Origin of the sequence: Stenotrophomonas sp. GD04024, assembly GCF_029837545.1 — a bacterium.
GTDB lineage: Bacteria > Pseudomonadota > Gammaproteobacteria > Xanthomonadales > Xanthomonadaceae > Stenotrophomonas > Stenotrophomonas forensis.
Map to the genome: position 1 here is coordinate 33,395 of NZ_JAOEDV010000009.1, position 15,379 is coordinate 48,773.

General features: G+C 67.0%; 12 protein-coding genes and 1 pseudogene. 6 read left to right on the top strand and 7 right to left on the bottom strand.

Annotated features, from left to right (window positions below; genetic code table 11):
* Window positions 1-77: 77 nt before the first annotated feature.
* Genes N7590_RS04715 through N7590_RS04725 form a run of 3 tightly spaced genes read left to right on the top strand, consistent with a single transcriptional unit; the run spans window position 78 to window position 3,275 of the window.
* The gene (locus N7590_RS04715) at window positions 78-767 is read left to right on the top strand and encodes an ABC transporter ATP-binding protein (RefSeq protein ID WP_004153799.1); all 690 of its coding nucleotides are present in this window, start codon (window positions 78-80) and stop codon (window positions 765-767) included.
* Window positions 768-781: 14 nt separating this feature from the next.
* Window positions 782-1,939, top strand: a complete 1,158-nt coding sequence (locus N7590_RS04720) for an ABC transporter permease (RefSeq protein WP_004153798.1) — start codon at window positions 782-784, stop codon at window positions 1,937-1,939.
* Between the two features lie 13 nt (window positions 1,940-1,952).
* Entirely contained in the window at window positions 1,953-3,275 is a 1,323-nt protein-coding gene (locus N7590_RS04725) for an ABC transporter permease (protein WP_164240746.1), read from the top strand.
* A gap of 75 nt (window positions 3,276-3,350) precedes the next feature.
* On the opposite strand, the gene N7590_RS04730 is transcribed toward N7590_RS04725, so the two are convergent.
* Window positions 3,351-3,734, bottom strand: coding sequence for a YrhB domain-containing protein (locus N7590_RS04730; protein ID WP_239544131.1), 384 nt, complete (start codon window positions 3,732-3,734; stop codon window positions 3,351-3,353).
* 274 nt (window positions 3,735-4,008) lie between these two features.
* On the opposite strand from N7590_RS04730, the gene N7590_RS04735 reads away from it, so the two are divergent.
* Window positions 4,009-6,834, top strand: a complete 2,826-nt coding sequence (locus N7590_RS04735; protein ID WP_164240745.1) for a TonB-dependent receptor — start codon at window positions 4,009-4,011, stop codon at window positions 6,832-6,834.
* A gap of 121 nt (window positions 6,835-6,955) precedes the next feature.
* Here N7590_RS04735 and rarD read toward each other — a convergent pair whose 3' ends face one another.
* Both rarD and yedA read right to left on the bottom strand, forming a co-directional pair.
* Window positions 6,956-7,855, bottom strand: a complete 900-nt coding sequence (rarD, locus tag N7590_RS04740; RefSeq protein ID WP_164240744.1) for an EamA family transporter RarD — start codon at window positions 7,853-7,855, stop codon at window positions 6,956-6,958.
* The gene (yedA, locus tag N7590_RS04745; protein ID WP_040006616.1) at window positions 7,852-8,757 is read right to left on the bottom strand and encodes a drug/metabolite exporter YedA; all 906 of its coding nucleotides are present in this window, start codon (window positions 8,755-8,757) and stop codon (window positions 7,852-7,854) included. Before yedA ends, rarD begins: the two co-directional genes overlap by 4 nt.
* A gap of 223 nt (window positions 8,758-8,980) precedes the next feature.
* Between yedA and N7590_RS04750 the strand changes: the two genes are divergently transcribed.
* Both N7590_RS04750 and N7590_RS04755 read left to right on the top strand, forming a co-directional pair.
* On the top strand, window positions 8,981-10,315 hold the full coding sequence (locus tag N7590_RS04750; RefSeq protein WP_164240742.1) for an MFS transporter: 1,335 nt from the start codon (window positions 8,981-8,983) through the stop codon (window positions 10,313-10,315).
* Between the two features lie 67 nt (window positions 10,316-10,382).
* Window positions 10,383-10,673: pseudogene (locus tag N7590_RS04755) on the top strand (hypothetical protein); the annotation flags it as partial.
* Between the two features lie 7 nt (window positions 10,674-10,680).
* Here the strand turns inward: N7590_RS04755 and N7590_RS04760 are convergent.
* From N7590_RS04760 to N7590_RS04775, 4 genes are all read right to left on the bottom strand, one after another.
* Window positions 10,681-12,333, bottom strand: a complete 1,653-nt coding sequence (locus tag N7590_RS04760) for a M28 family metallopeptidase (protein ID WP_164240752.1) — start codon at window positions 12,331-12,333, stop codon at window positions 10,681-10,683.
* 105 nt (window positions 12,334-12,438) lie between these two features.
* Complete coding sequence (locus N7590_RS04765) at window positions 12,439-13,371, bottom strand: MBL fold metallo-hydrolase (protein ID WP_164240740.1); 933 nt, start codon at window positions 13,369-13,371, stop codon at window positions 12,439-12,441.
* Between the two features lie 156 nt (window positions 13,372-13,527).
* Window positions 13,528-13,830, bottom strand: a complete 303-nt coding sequence (locus N7590_RS04770; RefSeq protein WP_008268518.1) for a hypothetical protein — start codon at window positions 13,828-13,830, stop codon at window positions 13,528-13,530.
* Window positions 13,831-13,999: 169 nt separating this feature from the next.
* The gene (locus N7590_RS04775) at window positions 14,000-15,304 is read right to left on the bottom strand and encodes a tryptophan--tRNA ligase (protein ID WP_164240738.1); all 1,305 of its coding nucleotides are present in this window, start codon (window positions 15,302-15,304) and stop codon (window positions 14,000-14,002) included.
* Window positions 15,305-15,379 lie beyond the last annotated feature (75 nt).

Genomic DNA, 15,379 nt, shown 5'->3' on the forward strand with positions numbered 1-15,379 from the left:
GGCAGCACCGCTCGACGCACGCCCGCGGCCACCGCGGGCGCAGTGCCCCGTTTCCCGCCTTCCGTGGAGAACCACCCATCTCGACCCTGGTTTCACTGCGCAACATCACCAAGACCTACCAGCGTGGCCCCGAGAAAGTGCAGGTGCTGCACGGCATCGACCTGGACATCGCGCGCGGCGACTTCGTCGCGCTGATGGGCCCATCCGGTTCGGGCAAGACCACCCTGCTCAACCTGATCGGCGGCCTGGACAACCCCAGCGGCGGCGAGATCAGCATCGAAGGCGAGCGCATCGACCAGATGAGCGGCGGCCAGCTGTCGACCTGGCGCAGCCACCACGTCGGCTTCGTGTTCCAGTTCTACAACCTGATGCCGATGCTGACCGCGCAGAAGAACGTCGAGCTGCCGCTGCTGCTGACCCACCTCAGCGCCGCGCAGCGCAAGCGCAATGCGGAGATCGCGCTGACCCTGGTCGGCCTGGCCGACCGCCGCAGCCACCGCCCGAATGAACTGTCCGGCGGCCAGCAGCAGCGCGTGGCGATTGCCCGCGCGATCGTCTCCGACCCCACCTTCCTGATCTGCGACGAACCCACCGGCGACCTCGACCGCCAGTCCGCCGAAGAGATCCTGGGCCTGCTGCAGCAGCTCAACCGCGAGCACGGCAAGACCATCATCATGGTCACCCATGACCCGAAGGCAGCCGAGTACGCCACCCACACGGTGCACCTGGACAAGGGCGAGCTGGCCGACGCCCCGCTGGCCCACTGACGGAGGCCATCGCGATGAAATACTTTTCATTGGTGTGGGCGCAGCTGTTCCGCAGCCGCACACGTACCTTGCTGACCCTGCTCTCGGTGGTGGCTGCGTTCCTGTTGTTCGGCATGCTCGATTCGGTGCGCGTGGCCTTCAATTCCGGCGGCAGCGTGGAAGGGGCCAACCGGCTGGTGGTGGCCTCGCGGCTGTCGATCACCCAGTCGCTGCCGATCCGCCTTGAAACCCAGATCCGCCAGGTGGCCGGCGTGCGTGATGTGGCCTACGGCATGTGGTTCGGCGGCATCTACCAAGACCCGAAGAACTTCTTCCCGAACTTCTCGGTGTCGCCCAACTACTTCGACGTGTACCGCGAGCTGCAGATCGACCCGGCGCAGCTGGAAGACTGGAAGCAGACCCGCACCGGCGCCATCGTCGGCGAAACCCTGGCCAAGCAGTTCGGCTGGAAGATCGGTGACACCATCCCGCTGCAGGCCACGATCTTCCCGCGCGGCGGCAGCAACGACTGGCCGCTGGAACTGAAGGGCATCTACCGCTCCAAGGACCGTGCATTGGCCGCCAACGAAGAACGCCAGTTGATGATGAACTGGAAGTACTTCGATGAATCCAACGACTACATCAAGAACCAGGTGAGCTGGTACACGGTGACGCTGGACAATCCCGACCACTCCTCGCGCGTGGCGCAGGCCATCGATGCGATCTCGGCCAACTCCGACCACGAGACCAAGACCCAGACCGAGTCGGCGTTCCAGCAGGCCTTCGTCAAGCAGTTCGCCGACATCGGCATGATCGTCACCTCGATCATGGGCGCGGTGTTCTTCACCCTGCTGCTGCTGACCGGCAACACCATGGCGCAGGCGGTGCGCGAGCGCGTGCCCGAACTGGCCACGCTGAAGACGCTGGGCTTCAGGGACAGCACCGTGCTGACCCTGGTGATGGTGGAGTCGGTGCTGCTGATCGGCCTCGGCGGCCTGATCGGCATGGGCCTGGCCGCACTGGTGCTGCCCGCGATCAGCCCGAAGAGCATGGGCATGCTGCCACCGCACGTGCCGACGCCGACCTGGCTGATGGGGCTGGGCCTGATCGTGGTGATCGGCATCATCGTCGGCTTGTTGCCGGCGCTGCGTGCCAAGCGCCTGAAGATCGTCGACGCACTGGCCGGCCGCTGAGGAGGACACCGACATGTTCAAGAGCAAACTCAAGAAGTGGCTGGGCAACGCGCTGACCGTGCTGCTGCTGGTGATCGGCCTGGTGCTGTGGATCAGCCTGCCGTGGATCGGCGTACTGGCCGTGGCGGTACTGGTGGCGCTGTGGCTGCTGCTGACCCGCGGCGGACGGCTGGCGCTGGCCGCCACCCGCATCGGTGTGGCCAGCCTGCCGCAGCGCTGGGGCGCCTCCTCGGTGATCGTGGTAGGCATCGCCGGCGTGGTCGGCGTGCTGGTGGCGATGCTGGCGATGGGCGAAGGCTTCCAGGCCACGCTCAACAACACCGGCGATGACACCACTGCCATCGTGCTGCGCGGCGGTTCGCAGGCCGAGACCAACTCGGTGATCACCCGCGAGCAGGTGCCCACGCTGTCTACCCTGCCTGGCATCAGCCGTGATGCGCAGGGCCGGCCAATGCTGTCGCCGGAGCTGTCGCAGGTGGTCAACCTGGTGTCGAAGGCCGATGGCACCGACGTCAACGCGCAGTTCCGAGGCGTCGGCCCGCAGGCGTGGGCCGTGCATGACAAGGTCAAGATCATCGAAGGGCGCCCGTTCGCCGCCGGCCTGCGCGAGATCGTGGTCGGCCAGGGCGCGCGCGGCCAGTTCCGCGATATGGATGTCGGCAGGACGCTGACGCTGGGCAACCAGACCTGGACCGTGGTCGGCGTGTTCGCCACCGGCGATGCGCATGATTCGGAACTGTGGACCGATGCCGATACGCTGGCCACCACCTATCAGCGCAGTGCCTGGCAGTCGATCAGCGTGCGTACCGATGGCAAGGCCGGCTTCGAGCAGTTCAAGGCCGCCGTCGCCGCCGACCCGCGGCTGAAGCTGGACGTGGAAACCACCCGCGTCTACTACAGCAAGCAGGGCGGTGGGCTGACCAAGCTGATCGACATCCTCGGCAAGGTGATCGGCACGATCATGGCGGTGGGTGCGGTGTTCGGTGCACTCAACACCATGTATGCCGCCGTGGCCACGCGTGCGCGCGAGATCGCCACCATGCGTGCGATCGGTTTCCGTGGCCTGCCGGTGGTGACCGCGGTGATGCTGGAGACGATGCTGCTGGCCCTGCTCGGCGGGCTGCTGGGTTGCGCGGTGGCGTGGCTGCTGTTCAACGGCTACAGCGTGTCCACCATCGGCAGCAATTTCAGCGCGGTGGTGTTCAAGTTCCATGTGTCGCCGGAACTGCTGTGGACGGGCCTGAAATGGGCATTGGGCATCGGCCTGGTCGGCGGCCTGTTCCCGGCGCTGCGCGCGGCGCGATTGCCGATCACCACGGCACTGCGCGAAACCTGAGCATCATGCAGCGATACAACGCGCATCACGCAGGGGGACGGAGCGAAGGCTCCGTCCCTTTTTTGCTTGCCGAACTCAGAAATCTGCCGCTGCGGCATCAGACGGCAGGGCGCGCGAGGCCAGGTGCTGGCGAAGGGCGTCCTCCGGCGGATACGCCGTGCCCAGCGCGTGCTGCTCGCCCGTATGCCGGTCGACGAAGATCGGGCCATTGCCGGCCAACGCATCCGAGATTTCGCCGGATTGCAGGTAGCGCAGCGACTGGAAGCAGAACAGCCAGCCTTCGACCACTTCATGCTCATGCGTGATGGCAACCGGCTCTTCGTCGCTGGCAAGTACAGCCTCGACGCGACGGCGAGCTTCTTCGAGCTGGATCATTCCTTCATCTCCCACTTTCGACGACGGCGCGAAGAGCATTTCATGCAGGTAGATGCATCGCAACGGATGCGCGCCTGCGTACAAGCGCGCGCTGCGGCGTGTTGTCGCAACCCCTCAAGCGTGCCGGGTTCGTGCCGCTATCGATGCCTCTGCCCATTGCAAACGCAGCGCACGTGACGTTGCGCACAGTGCATCTGTGGATTGTTGGTTGCGATTCATTTTCGCACGCATGCAGCAGCGCAGAGGCAAACAGTTACGGATGGAAACACTCTAGAATCCGGCCCCCCACGTTGGTTTGCAGCACCCCACGCGCCCACAGAACGGGCGCTTGTTTTTCCTGAAACACGAGATGTCACGGATGTCCCTGAAAACCACTCCGCTGCGCAACGCGATCGTGATCGCGCTGGCCGCCAGCTGCACCACCCCCGCCTTTGCGCAGAGCGCCGGCGATACCACCACCAACCTCGACCGCATCGAAATCACCGGCTCGCGCATCCGCCAGGCCAGTGTCGAAACCGCACAGCCGGTGATCGCGCTCAGCCGCGCCGAGATCGACAAGAAGGGCTACGTCAACGTCGCCGACATCCTGCAGGACATTCCTGCAGCAGGCGCGCCCAGCATGAGCCGCGCCTCGTCGCTGACCTCCTCGCGCGACTTCGGCGGCATGTACGTCAGCCTGCGCAACCTGGGCCCGGAACGCAGCCTGGTGCTGATCGACGGCCGCCGCATGGGCGTCAGCGCCGGCGGTTATTCCGACCTGGCCTCGATCCCGTCGGCGATTGTCGAGCGCGTTGAAGTGCTGACCGACGGTGCCTCCGCACTGTACGGCTCCGATGCCATCGCCGGTGTGGTCAACATCATTACCCGCAGGAACTTCGATGGCGGCCAGGCCAGTGCCTACGTCGGCCAGTACGGCGAAGGCGACGGCCAGAAGCGCTCCTACAGCGCCACCTTCGGCAAGACCTTCGACCGCGGCTGGTTCAGCGTCGGCGCCGAGCGCACCAAGGAAGACGAGGTGCTGGGCAAGGATCGCGAGTTCAGCCGTTACCCGAACGGCCCGCGCCACCCCAATGATGGCCTGAACGGCAACACCCCGTGGGGCTACGTCACCGTGGGTGGCAAGAACCTGACCGTGGGCCCGGGCGGCGACCCCAGCAAGGCGGGCAACTTCCACGCGCCGGACCCGGCCGACGGTGCCAACACCAAGTCGAACATGAGCCTGCAGACCGGCCTGGAGCGCACCTCGGTGTTCGCCAACGGCGGCTTCTCGATCACCGACGACCTGCGCATCGTCGCCGACGCGCTGTACAGCAAGCGCGAGTCGATCAAGCACCTGGCCGGTTACCCGTACTCGGTGAGCGCCGCGCAGGGCCGCAGCGGCAGCCGCGCCGCGCTGTCCAAGGACAGCGCATTCAACCTGTGGGGCCAGGATGTGCTGTTCGCACACCGCACCGAGGAACTGCCGCGCGGCACCGAGAACAACCTGGAAACCAAGCGCGCCAGCATCGGCCTGGAAGGCAGCTTCGAAACCGGTTCGCGGTACTGGGACTGGAACGTCAGCTACATGTACAACCGCAATGAAGGCGAGCGCATCGGTACCGGCAGCATGTACCAACCGCACGTCAACCTGGCCGTCGGCCCGTCCTTCATGGATGGCGACGTGGCCCGCTGCGGTACGCCGGGCGCGGTGATCGCCGGCTGCGTGCCGTGGAACCCGGCAGCGCCGATGGGCTACACCGGCCCGGGCTCGCTGAGCAACCAGGACGTGCAGGACTACCTGTTCACCCGCTTCGTCGACAAGATGCAGAGCACCACCAAGGTCGCCAGCGGCAACATCTCCGGCTCGCTGTTCACCCTGCCGGCCGGCGACATCCTGGCCGCGCTGGGCGTCGAACACCGCAGCGAAGAAGCCAGCTACACCCCGGATGCGAAGGTGCAGAAGGGCGAGATCGCCGGCACCAGTGGCCAGCCGACCCGTGGCAACTACTCGCTCAACGAGGTCTACCTGGAGCTGCAGGTGCCGCTGCTGGCCGACCTGCCGTTCGCGCGTGAACTGTCGCTGGACGTGGCTGGTCGCTACTCGGATTACAACAACTTCGGTTCGACCACCAACAGCAAGTTCGGGCTGAAGTGGAAGCCGATCGACAGCCTGCTGGTGCGCGCCACCTACGGCACCGGCTTCCGTGCGCCGACCGTGGACGACCTGTACGGTGGCACCGTCAGCAGCCGTGACGCGTTCACCGATCCGTGCGATACCTCCTTCGGTACCGCCGCCACCAGCGCCGCCGTCGCCGCCCGCTGCCAGGCGCTGAAGGTGCCGGCCAACTTCCGCCAGCTCAACAGCGATGGCAGCGTGGCCACCAAGCCCGGCCAGCAGGCCACCACCGATTTCAGCTCCGGTTCCAACCCGGAACTGAAGCCGGAAACCGCCAAGACCTGGACCGTGGGCCTGGTGTACAGCCCGGACTTCGTGCCAGGCCTGGACGTCAGCCTGGACTGGTGGAAGATCCGCATCAACAACGCCATCGTCGGCGAGTCGGCCACCAACCTGCTGGAACAGTGCTACGTGCAGGGTTCGGACGCCGCCTGCGGCCGCTTCACCCGTGGCAGCAACGGCCAGGTCAACAGCCTGGACCGCTCGCTGGTCAACGCCGGTTTCCGCGAGACCGCCGGCTATGACATCAACCTGCGCTACCGCCTGCCGGACACCACGTTTGGCAAGTTCGCCATCAACTGGAACACCACCTACACCGACTACCTGGAGCAGCGCAACGACAACGCCGTCACCACTCCGGTGGAACAGCGTACCGGTTGGGGCGGCGACTTCCGCGTGCGCTCCACCTTCAACCTGGATTGGCAGTACGGCGACTTCGGCATCGGCTGGACCGCGCGCTACTACTCCAGCATGAAGGAGAAGTGCTCGTACATGGACGAGTGCAACCTGCCGGACTTCAACTCGCCGTACACCAGCACCTCGCCGACCAACAAGGTGGGCTCCAACACCTTCCACGACCTGCAGGTGCGTTACAGCCTGCCGTGGGATGGCACCGTGTCGCTGGGCGTGAACAACGTGTTCAACCACCAGGGTCCGACCATGTACAGCCAGCCGAACAGCAGCTTCACCTACTACGGTGGCTTCGACATCGGCCGCTTCATGTACATGAAGTACCAGCAGCGCTTCTAAGCCTGCAACCGCGTTCCCGCCACCGCCATCTCTCTCTCCTGGCGGTGGATGGAAGCAGAACGGCGCCCTTCGGGGCGCCGTTCTTTTTTGCTGCATCGTGTTCGCCGGGTCTGGCCCGGCGCTATCGCTTCGCAGTGCGCATCGTGCGGATGTTGTCGCCGACAAACAGCACCAGGCCGGCCCAGATCGCGGCAAAGCCGATCGCCTTGCCGGTATCGAATCCTTCGTGGAAGAAGAACACGCCCAGCAGCAGCTGCAGGCTCGGCGCGATGTACTGCAGGATGCCGACCAGCGACAGCGGGATGCGCTTCACGCCGTAGGCAAAGCCGATCAGCGGTACCGCAGTGACCGCGCCGCCGAAGATCAGCAGCAGGTCGTTGCGCCAGCCCCAGCCATGGAAGAAGGCACCGCCGTGGCCGTTCTCGGCCCAGATCGCGAACGCCAGCGCCGGCAGGAACAGGTACAGGCTCTCCACGCCCAGGCCAGCCACCGGATCAACCGAGACCAGCTTGCGCAGCAGCCCGTACAGGCCGAACGAACAGGCCAGGCCCAGCGCGATCCACGGCGGCGTGCCGGCATCGATGGTCAGCCATGCCACGCCCACTGCCGCCATCGCCACCGCCACCCACTGCAGGCGGCGCAGGCGTTCCTTCAGTACCAGCACGCCCAGCAGCACGTTCACCAGCGGATTGATGAAGTAGCCCAGGCTGGTCTCGATCACATGCCCGGCATTGACTGCCCAGATGTACAGGCCCCAGTTGAAGGCAATGGTCAGGCTGGACACCAGCAGGATCGGCAGCGCGCGCGGCTGCGCCGCAATCTTCTTCCACCAGCCCAGGCGCGAGCTGATCAGCAGCCAGCCCAGCACCATCACCGTGCTCCAGATGATGCGGTGGGCGATGATCTGGAACGAGGGCACCTCGTTGAGCAGGTGCCAGTACACCGGCACCAGCCCCCAGATCACGAAGGTGGACGCGGTGACCAGCAGGCCCCGGCGTTGTTCTTTCTCGTCCATGCTCATTGCTTTCGCGTCCTTGCCATCGTCAACACCACCACGCCCAGAAGAATCACCGCCATGGCCAGCAGGTCGCGCCAGCCGAACCGTTCACCGTTGAGCAGCGCGCCCAGCAGCACCGCGATCACCGGGTTGACGTAGGCATAGCTGCCGGCCAGCGCCGGGCGCACGTTCTGCAGCAGCCATACGTAGGCGGTGAACGCAACGATGGAACCGAACACGCACAGGTAAGCCATCGCCAGCAGGCCGCTGGTGTCGGGCAAGGTGGTCGGGCGCTCGCCCACCGCCAGGCCGATCAGCACCAGCAGCACGCCGCCGCAGATCATCTGCCCGGCCGCGGTCATGAACGGGCCCGGCAAGTCCAGGCCGCGCGCCCACACCGAACCGAACGCCCAGCCGACCGGTGCGATCAGCAGCAGCACCAACCCGGTCGGCGATGCGGTCAGGCTGCTGCCGGCGTTGAGCCAGACCACGCCCAGGAAGCCGATGGCGATACCCAGCCACTCGCCGCGGCTGGCGTGCTGGCCGCGCAGCGCCGAGAACAGCGCCATCCACAGCGGCACCGAGGCCACGGCCGTGGCGGCCAGGCCGGAGGACACCTCGCGCTCGGCCAGCACCACCATGCCGTTGCCCAGCACCAGCATGGTCACGCCCATGATGACCAGGTTGCGCCACTGCCGCAGGGTCGGGTTGGGCAGCTTCCAGAACAGGCGCAGCGCCAGGTACATCACCCCGCCGGCAATGATGAAGCGGCTGCCGGAGACCATGGTCAGCGGCAGCGCGCCGCCGTGCAGGGCCTTGGCGATGCCCAGGTAGGTCGAGCCCCAGACCACGTAGACCAGCAGCAGTGCCAGCGCGACAAGGCCACCCCGGGGGGCAGCCGCAGACGGAGAGGGGGGAGCCGACATGACGCACCAGGGAGCCGGGGGAAGGCGGATTCTAGGACGTTTTGAGTATGGTCCGGGACCCCGGACGATGGCACGCTGTCATCCATCCATGCACCCTGCTCTGGTCTGCTACCCCGTGTTGACGGTCGATGCAGTACCAAGAGGGCTGCCCGGCCGCGCAGCCCCAAGGCCGGGCGCCGTTTTCCCTGCGCACGGACGCGCCGCATCGAGGATTCCCACCCAGATGAGCACCACGTCCCAACCTGCTGTTCCCGCGAACGACCGCGCCGCCCTGCGGCGGTCGATCTCCAACACCCTCAAAGGCTCTGCCGGCAACCTGGTGGAGTGGTACGACGTCTACGTGTACTCGGTGTTCGCCGTGTACTTCGAATCGCAGTTCTTCTCGCCGGACGACAAGAACTCCACCATGTACGTGTGGGCGATCTTCGCCGCCACGTTCCTGATGCGCCCGATCGGCGCCTGGTTCTTCGGCCGCTTCGCCGACCGCCACGGCCGCCGCCTGGCGTTGACCGTGTCGGTCACCCTGATGGCCGTCTGTTCCTTCCTCATCGCCATCACGCCCACCGCGGCCAGCATCGGCATCTGGGCGGCGGTCATCCTGCTGTTCGCGCGCCTGCTGCAGGGCTTCGCTACCGGCGGCGAGTACGGTGCCAGTGCCACCTACATGTCCGAGGCCGCCATTCCCGGCCGCCGCGGCTTCCTGTCCTCGTTCCACTACGTCACCCTGGTCGGTGGCCATGTGCTGGCCCAGCTGACCCTGCTGCTGATGCTGACCTTCTGGGGCAAGCCGGAAATCTCCGAGTGGGGCTGGCGCATCGCCTTCGGCATCGGCGGTATTGCCGCGGTGGTGGTGTTCTGGCTGCGCCGGGGCATGGACGAGTCACTGGCGGAGTCGTCCATCGAGGCCGCGCGCGAAGGCAAGGCACAGAAGTCCGGCTCGATGTACGAACTGTTCGTGCACCAGTGGCGGCCGCTGCTGCTGTGCTTCCTGATCACCGCCGGTGGCACCGTGGCCTTCTACACCTACTCGGTGAACGGCCCGAAGATGATCCAGAGCGCATTCGCCGGCAACGACCCGATGACCGGCACCCTGATCAACCTGGGTGTGCTGACGTTCCTGATGGTGCTGCAGCCGGTCGGTGGCTGGCTGTCGGACATCATCGGCCGCAAGACCCTGCTGGTGTTCTTCGGCGTGGGCGGCGTGCTGTACAGCTGGTACCTGATCACCCAGCTGCCGCACCAGCATGACGCCACCCTGGCCTTCCTGACCCTGGCCATGGCCTTCGTCATCCTCACCGGCTACACCTCGATCAACGCGGTGGTGAAGGCCGAACTGTTCCCCACCCACGTGCGTGCACTGGGCGTGGGCCTGGGCTATGCACTGGCCAACTCGCTGTTCGGCGGTACCGCCCCGCTGCTGTACCAGGGCGCGCTGAAGACCGGCCACGTCGACTGGTTCGCCATCTATGTCACCGCGACGATCGCGGTATCGTTGGTGGTCTATGTGTTCTTCCTCACCAACAAGGGCCCGAACTGGCTCGACGGCACCCGCAAGTAAGGGTGCTGTAGTGATCGCGGCCACCGGTGCAATGCCGGTGGCCGCTGCGTCTGCCGCCTCGCCACTGATGTGGATCGCGGCGGCGCTGGCGGCAGCCACGGCAGTGGCCTGGCTGCTGCGCCGTCCCGGCGCGCAGGCAGCGTGGCCGCGCATCGGCTTCGGGATTGCCCTGCTGGTGTTCTGTGCCGCGCTGGCGTTGCAGCTGGCGGTAGACCTGGGCAGCGGCCACAGCTCGCTGCAGCTGCGCCTGCATCGCGGCATCAATGCAGGGTCGCCGGTTGGTTTGCGCACGATGGTGGCGTGTTATCTGGCCGCACTTGCTGCCGCCGGCTGGGGCGCCTACGCGCTGCTGCGCCGGCACTACCTCAGCGGCGGGCGGCTTCGCTCTTGTCGCGCGCGCCGCGGAACTCCGATTCCTTTTCCCAGGTCGGCCAACGGCGGCTGTTGGCCAGCTCCGCACCCAGGTCGTAGACCAGCAGGGTATCGGCGGCGTGGCCGCTCGGGTCCCAGCTCGGGGTCCAGGCATCGCAGGCCTGGTGGTAGCAGTCGGCGAAGTACTTCTCGCGCAGCGCGCGGCCGGCTTCCACGCCACCGTCCAGCTTGTCCAGGCCCGGGCCGATGGTGATCGCCGGCACGCCCAGGCGGGCGAAGGCGAAGTGGTCGGCGCGGTAGAAGAAGCCCGCCTCCAGGTTCGGGTCCGGGCTGTAACTGCGGCCGCGGGCCTTGGCCACGCGCTCCAGGTCGCCTTCCAGCGACACCCGGCCCTTGCCCCACGAGGCGATGTCACGGGTCGGGCCGTCCGGGCTGAACATCTCGATGTTCAGCACCGCGGCGGTCTTGTCCAGCGGCGCCAGCGGATGCGCGGCGTAGTAGCTGGCGCCCAGCAGGCCCTTCTCTTCGGCAGTCAGCGCCACGAAGTACAGCGTGCGCTGCGGCTGCGGGCCGGCGGCGAACACGCGGCCCAGTTCCAGCACCGTGGCCACACCCGTGGCGTTGTCGATCGCACCGCGGCGGATGCGGTCGCCCTTGGCGTCGGGCTGGCCGATGCCGAAGGCATCCCAATGCGCCGAGAAGATCACCGCCTCGTCGCCGTGCTCGCCGCCGGGCAGCTTGGCCACCACGTTGCGGGTCACCACCTGCTCGCGCTTCAGCGCGAAATCAACGCTCAGCTTGGCGTTGTCCAGCGCCACCGGACGGAAGTCGGCGCGCATCGCCTTGCGCTTCTCGGCATCGAAGTCGAGACCGGCGTCGGCGAAGATCGCCTCGGCCAGCCCGCGCTGCATCCAGCCACGCAGCGGCGTGTGCTGGGCCATCGCCTCGGCCTGGCCGCGCTCGATGTCGAACAGCGGCGAGGTGCCCGAGCTCTTCACCGTGGCCCAGCCATACGCGGCCGGTGCGGTCTCGTGCACGATCAGCACGCCTTCGGCGCCACGGCGTGCGGCTTCCTCGAACTTGTAGGTCCAGCGGCCGTAGTAGGTCACCGCCTTGCCATCGAACGCGCCCGGCGCATCGGCCTCGAAATCGGCATCGTTGATCAGCACCACGGCGATCTTGCCGTGCAGGTCCACGTCCTTGTAGTCGTTCCAGTGGCGTTCCGGCGCGTCGATGCCGTAGCCGACGAACACCAGCGGCGCATCCTTGATCTGCACGCGCTTGCGCGGCTGCAGGCTCTGCAGGGTCACGTCCTCGCCGTTCTCCAGTGCACGCGTGCCGCCCTTCAGCAACAGGCTGGCCTTGGCAGCGCCGTCCAGCTGCGCACGCACCAGCGGCACCGGCTGCACCCAGCTGCCGTCCACGCCGCCCGGCTGCAGGCCGTAGCTGCGGAACTGCTCGATCAGGTACTGCACCGTGCGCTCTTCGCCTTCGGTGGCCGGCGCGCGGCCCTCGAATTCATCCGATGCCAGCACGCGCACATGGCGCGACAGTGCCTGCGGATCGATGCCGCCGCCGGGCAGGTCATTGGCCGCCTGGGCCAGGCCACCCACGAACAGGCAGGACGACAGCAGCAACACGCGCATCGGATTCACGGCAATACCACGGCAGGCTTGGAAGTCACCAGAGTGTAACGTGGTCATGACGTCGCGGTGCAGCGTCGGCTCGCCTCATCCACGCGTGGCGTGGATCTACCTGCGGACGCGGTCCAGCCAGCAGGCCAGGCCCTGTGCGTTGAGCTCGATGTCCATCGCCAGCACGGCCGTCACCGCGGCCTGGTCCAGCGCGCAGCCATGCTGCTGCGCGCGCTCCAGGTACAGCGCCTGCAACGCGGCCAGCAGGCAGCGATGGCGATCGGGCCGGCCATCGCACTGGCGGCCGATGGTGGCCATCGCATCGATCTGTTCGAACAGATCGTCGGCCAGCTTCTGCACCTGCTCGACGCGACCATAGTGGGTCAGGTACATCGCCTGCGGCGCGTAGTCGAGCATGCGCCGGATCGAGGCCTTCATCGCCTCCGGATCGAACTGCACCGGCGACGAGGTGGGGAAGATGAAAGCGCCCTGCGCGCTGTCCAGCTCGCGGTAGGAGATGCCGAACGTATCGCCGGTGAACCAGCTGCGGCTGCGCGCGTCCCACACGCAGTAGTGGTGCAGCGCATGGCCCGGCGTGTGCAGCAGCAGCAGCTCGCGGCCGGCCAGATCGATGCGGTGCCCGTCTTCGGCCACCACAACGCGCGTCTCCGGAATCGCCTCGATGCGGCCGTAGCTGCGCGCGATTTCCTCGGCACCGTACACCGCCGTGGCACCGGCAATCAGCCGGGTCGGGTCGATCATGTGCGGCGCACCGCGCGGGTGCAGTACCGCCCTGGCGTTCGGCAGCTGCTGCATCAGCAGGCCGGCGCCCCCGGCGTGGTCAAGATGCACGTGGGTGAGCAGCAGCCAGTCCACCGCTTCCACGCCCAGGCCGGCGTCCGCCAGCGCCTGCAGCATCGCCGGCACCGACAGGCCGGTGCCGCAGTCAACGAACGCGGCGCGGCCGTTTTCAACGATCAGATAGGCCGCGTCGAAATCCGGACGCTGGAAGCCGGTATCGATGGTGTGGATGCTGGGGTCGGCGGTCATCGGCACGCACCTGGCAGGAACGGGAACAGAATCCCATGGTAGGCGCTCACGCGGCCCGGGTTCGATGCGGCTTTGGTCGGGTAGTGCCGGCCGCTGGCCGGCAACCTCGGGGTAGCCTGGTGAATGCAGGTGCCGGCCAGCGGCCGGCACTACCGATCAGCCGCAGCGCAATGCGAACCGCGGCCGCAGCAGCAACGCCATTACCAGCACCGCCAGGAACGCGCCGTAGGCGTACAGCACCGCCAGCACCTGCGGCCAGATCGGGCCGGCGCCGGGCTGTGCCATGCCAATGCGATAGCCCCACAGCATCGACAGGATGCTCAGGGCGAAGGCCAGCAGCAGGGTGATGCCATCGAACAGGCGCCGCCGCGGGGTGCGCGGCTGGCGCGGGAACAGCCAGTACAGGCTGCCCAGCAGCAGGAACCAGGGCAGGAACAGCAGCAGCGACAACCAGGCCATTGCAGACTCCATGTCATCGCGCCGGAGGCGCGCGGACATCATGCCACGCGCGATGTACCACGGTAGTGCCGGCCGCTGGCCGGCATTGCCTATGCAAACGCCGTGGTAGTGCCGGCCGCTGGCCGGCATCCGCCCTTCAACGGCGCCGACCAAGGTCGGCATCTACCGATCAGTCGGCTCGCAGCACGGCCAGGGCAGCCAGCACCGCATCCACCTCGGCTTCCAGCTTGAACAGCTCGCTCTGCAGCTGGTCGCCCTGCTCGGCCTGCTTGATCACCGCGATCAGCTGGCCCGCATCGCGCGGCGAATCGAAGCCTTCGCTCTGGATCAGCAGCGTGCCGTCACCGGCCGTCAGCTTGAAGTAGAAGCGGCCGTCCTTCTCGCGGTACTGCTTGAACAGCGGCGGTGCCGCGCGGGCCACGCCGGCATCTTCGCTGGCGATGTCGCCGGCGATGTCGCCGGCGCTGGACAGGTCGCGCAGGCCCACCGCATGGCGCAGCTCGTCCAGCAGCGGCGCTGCCAGCTGCTCGCGCAGCTGCTGGCCACGGCGCTTGAGCAGCGCTTCAATCTTTTCCGGCTCGGCCATCAGCGCGTTGTAGCGCTCGCGCAGCGGCGAAAGCTCGCCGTCGATGCGCTCGAACAGCTGCTGCTTGGCATCGCCCCAGCTGATGCCGGCGGCGAACGCCTTGGCGAATTCGGCGGTCTGCTCCGGGGTGGCGAACGCCTGGTACATCTGGAACAGCGCCGAGCCCTCGGTGTCCTTCGGCTCGCCCGGTGCGCGCGAGTCGGTCAGGATCGAGAACACCAGCTTCTTCAGTTCCTCGCGCGGCACGAACAGCGGAATGGTGTTGTGGTAGCTCTTGCTCATCTTGCGGCCGTCGAGGCCGGCCAGCGTCGCCACCTGCTCGTCGATCACCACGTCCGGCAGCGGGAAGTACTCCTTGCCGTACACGTGGTTGAAGCGCTGGGCGAAGTCGCGCGCCATTTCGATGTGCTGGATCTGGTCGCGGCCCACCGGCACCTGGTTGGCCTTGAAGATCAGGATGTCGGCAGCCATCAGCACCGGGTACATGAACAGGCCGGCGCTGACGCCCGCGTCCTCGTCCACGCCTTCCTCGCGGTTCTTGTCCACCGCCGCCTTGTAGGCGTGCGCGCGGTTGAGGATGCCCTTGCTGGCGATGGCGGTCAGGAACCACATCAGCTCGGTGGTCTCGCGGATGTCGCTCTGGCGGTAGAACCACACGTGTTCCGGGTCCAGGCCGCAGGCCAGCCAGCTGGCCGCGATCTCCAGGGTCGCGCGCTGGGTGCGCTGCGGGTCCTGCGACTTGATCAGGCTGTGCAGGTCGGCCAGGAAGAAGAAGCTCTCGATTCCCGGGGCGCGGCTGGCGGCGATCGCCGGACGGATGGCGCCAACGTAGTTGCCCAGGTGGGGCGTGCCGGAGGGGGTGATGCCGGTAAGGACTCGGGTCGTCATGACTGCGTGGGGTAACCTTCGATGAACGGGGCCAGTTTACCTTGCACGCCACCAACCCCGTCAGGGCCCGCGGCG

What these genes read in the sequence shown, in the direction of transcription:
- rarD (WP_164240744.1), bottom strand. Translation starts at nt 7,855, where the DNA reads ATGAGCATGGACGAGAAAGAACAACGCCGGGGCCTGCTGGTCACCGCG.
- N7590_RS04775 (WP_164240738.1), bottom strand. Translation starts at nt 15,304, where the DNA reads ATGACGACCCGAGTCCTTACCGGCATCACCCCCTCCGGCACGCCCCAC.
- N7590_RS04770 (WP_008268518.1), bottom strand. Translation starts at nt 13,830, where the DNA reads ATGGCCTGGTTGTCGCTGCTGCTGTTCCTGCCCTGGTTCCTGCTGCTG.
- N7590_RS04735 (WP_164240745.1), top strand. Translation starts at nt 4,009, where the DNA reads ATGTCCCTGAAAACCACTCCGCTGCGCAACGCGATCGTGATCGCGCTG.
- N7590_RS04760 (WP_164240752.1), bottom strand. Translation starts at nt 12,333, where the DNA reads ATGCGCGTGTTGCTGCTGTCGTCCTGCCTGTTCGTGGGTGGCCTGGCC.
- N7590_RS04750 (WP_164240742.1), top strand. Translation starts at nt 8,981, where the DNA reads ATGAGCACCACGTCCCAACCTGCTGTTCCCGCGAACGACCGCGCCGCC.
- N7590_RS04765 (WP_164240740.1), bottom strand. Translation starts at nt 13,371, where the DNA reads ATGACCGCCGACCCCAGCATCCACACCATCGATACCGGCTTCCAGCGT.
- N7590_RS04725 (WP_164240746.1), top strand. Translation starts at nt 1,953, where the DNA reads ATGTTCAAGAGCAAACTCAAGAAGTGGCTGGGCAACGCGCTGACCGTG.
- yedA (WP_040006616.1), bottom strand. Translation starts at nt 8,757, where the DNA reads ATGTCGGCTCCCCCCTCTCCGTCTGCGGCTGCCCCCCGGGGTGGCCTT.
- N7590_RS04720 (WP_004153798.1), top strand. Translation starts at nt 782, where the DNA reads ATGAAATACTTTTCATTGGTGTGGGCGCAGCTGTTCCGCAGCCGCACA.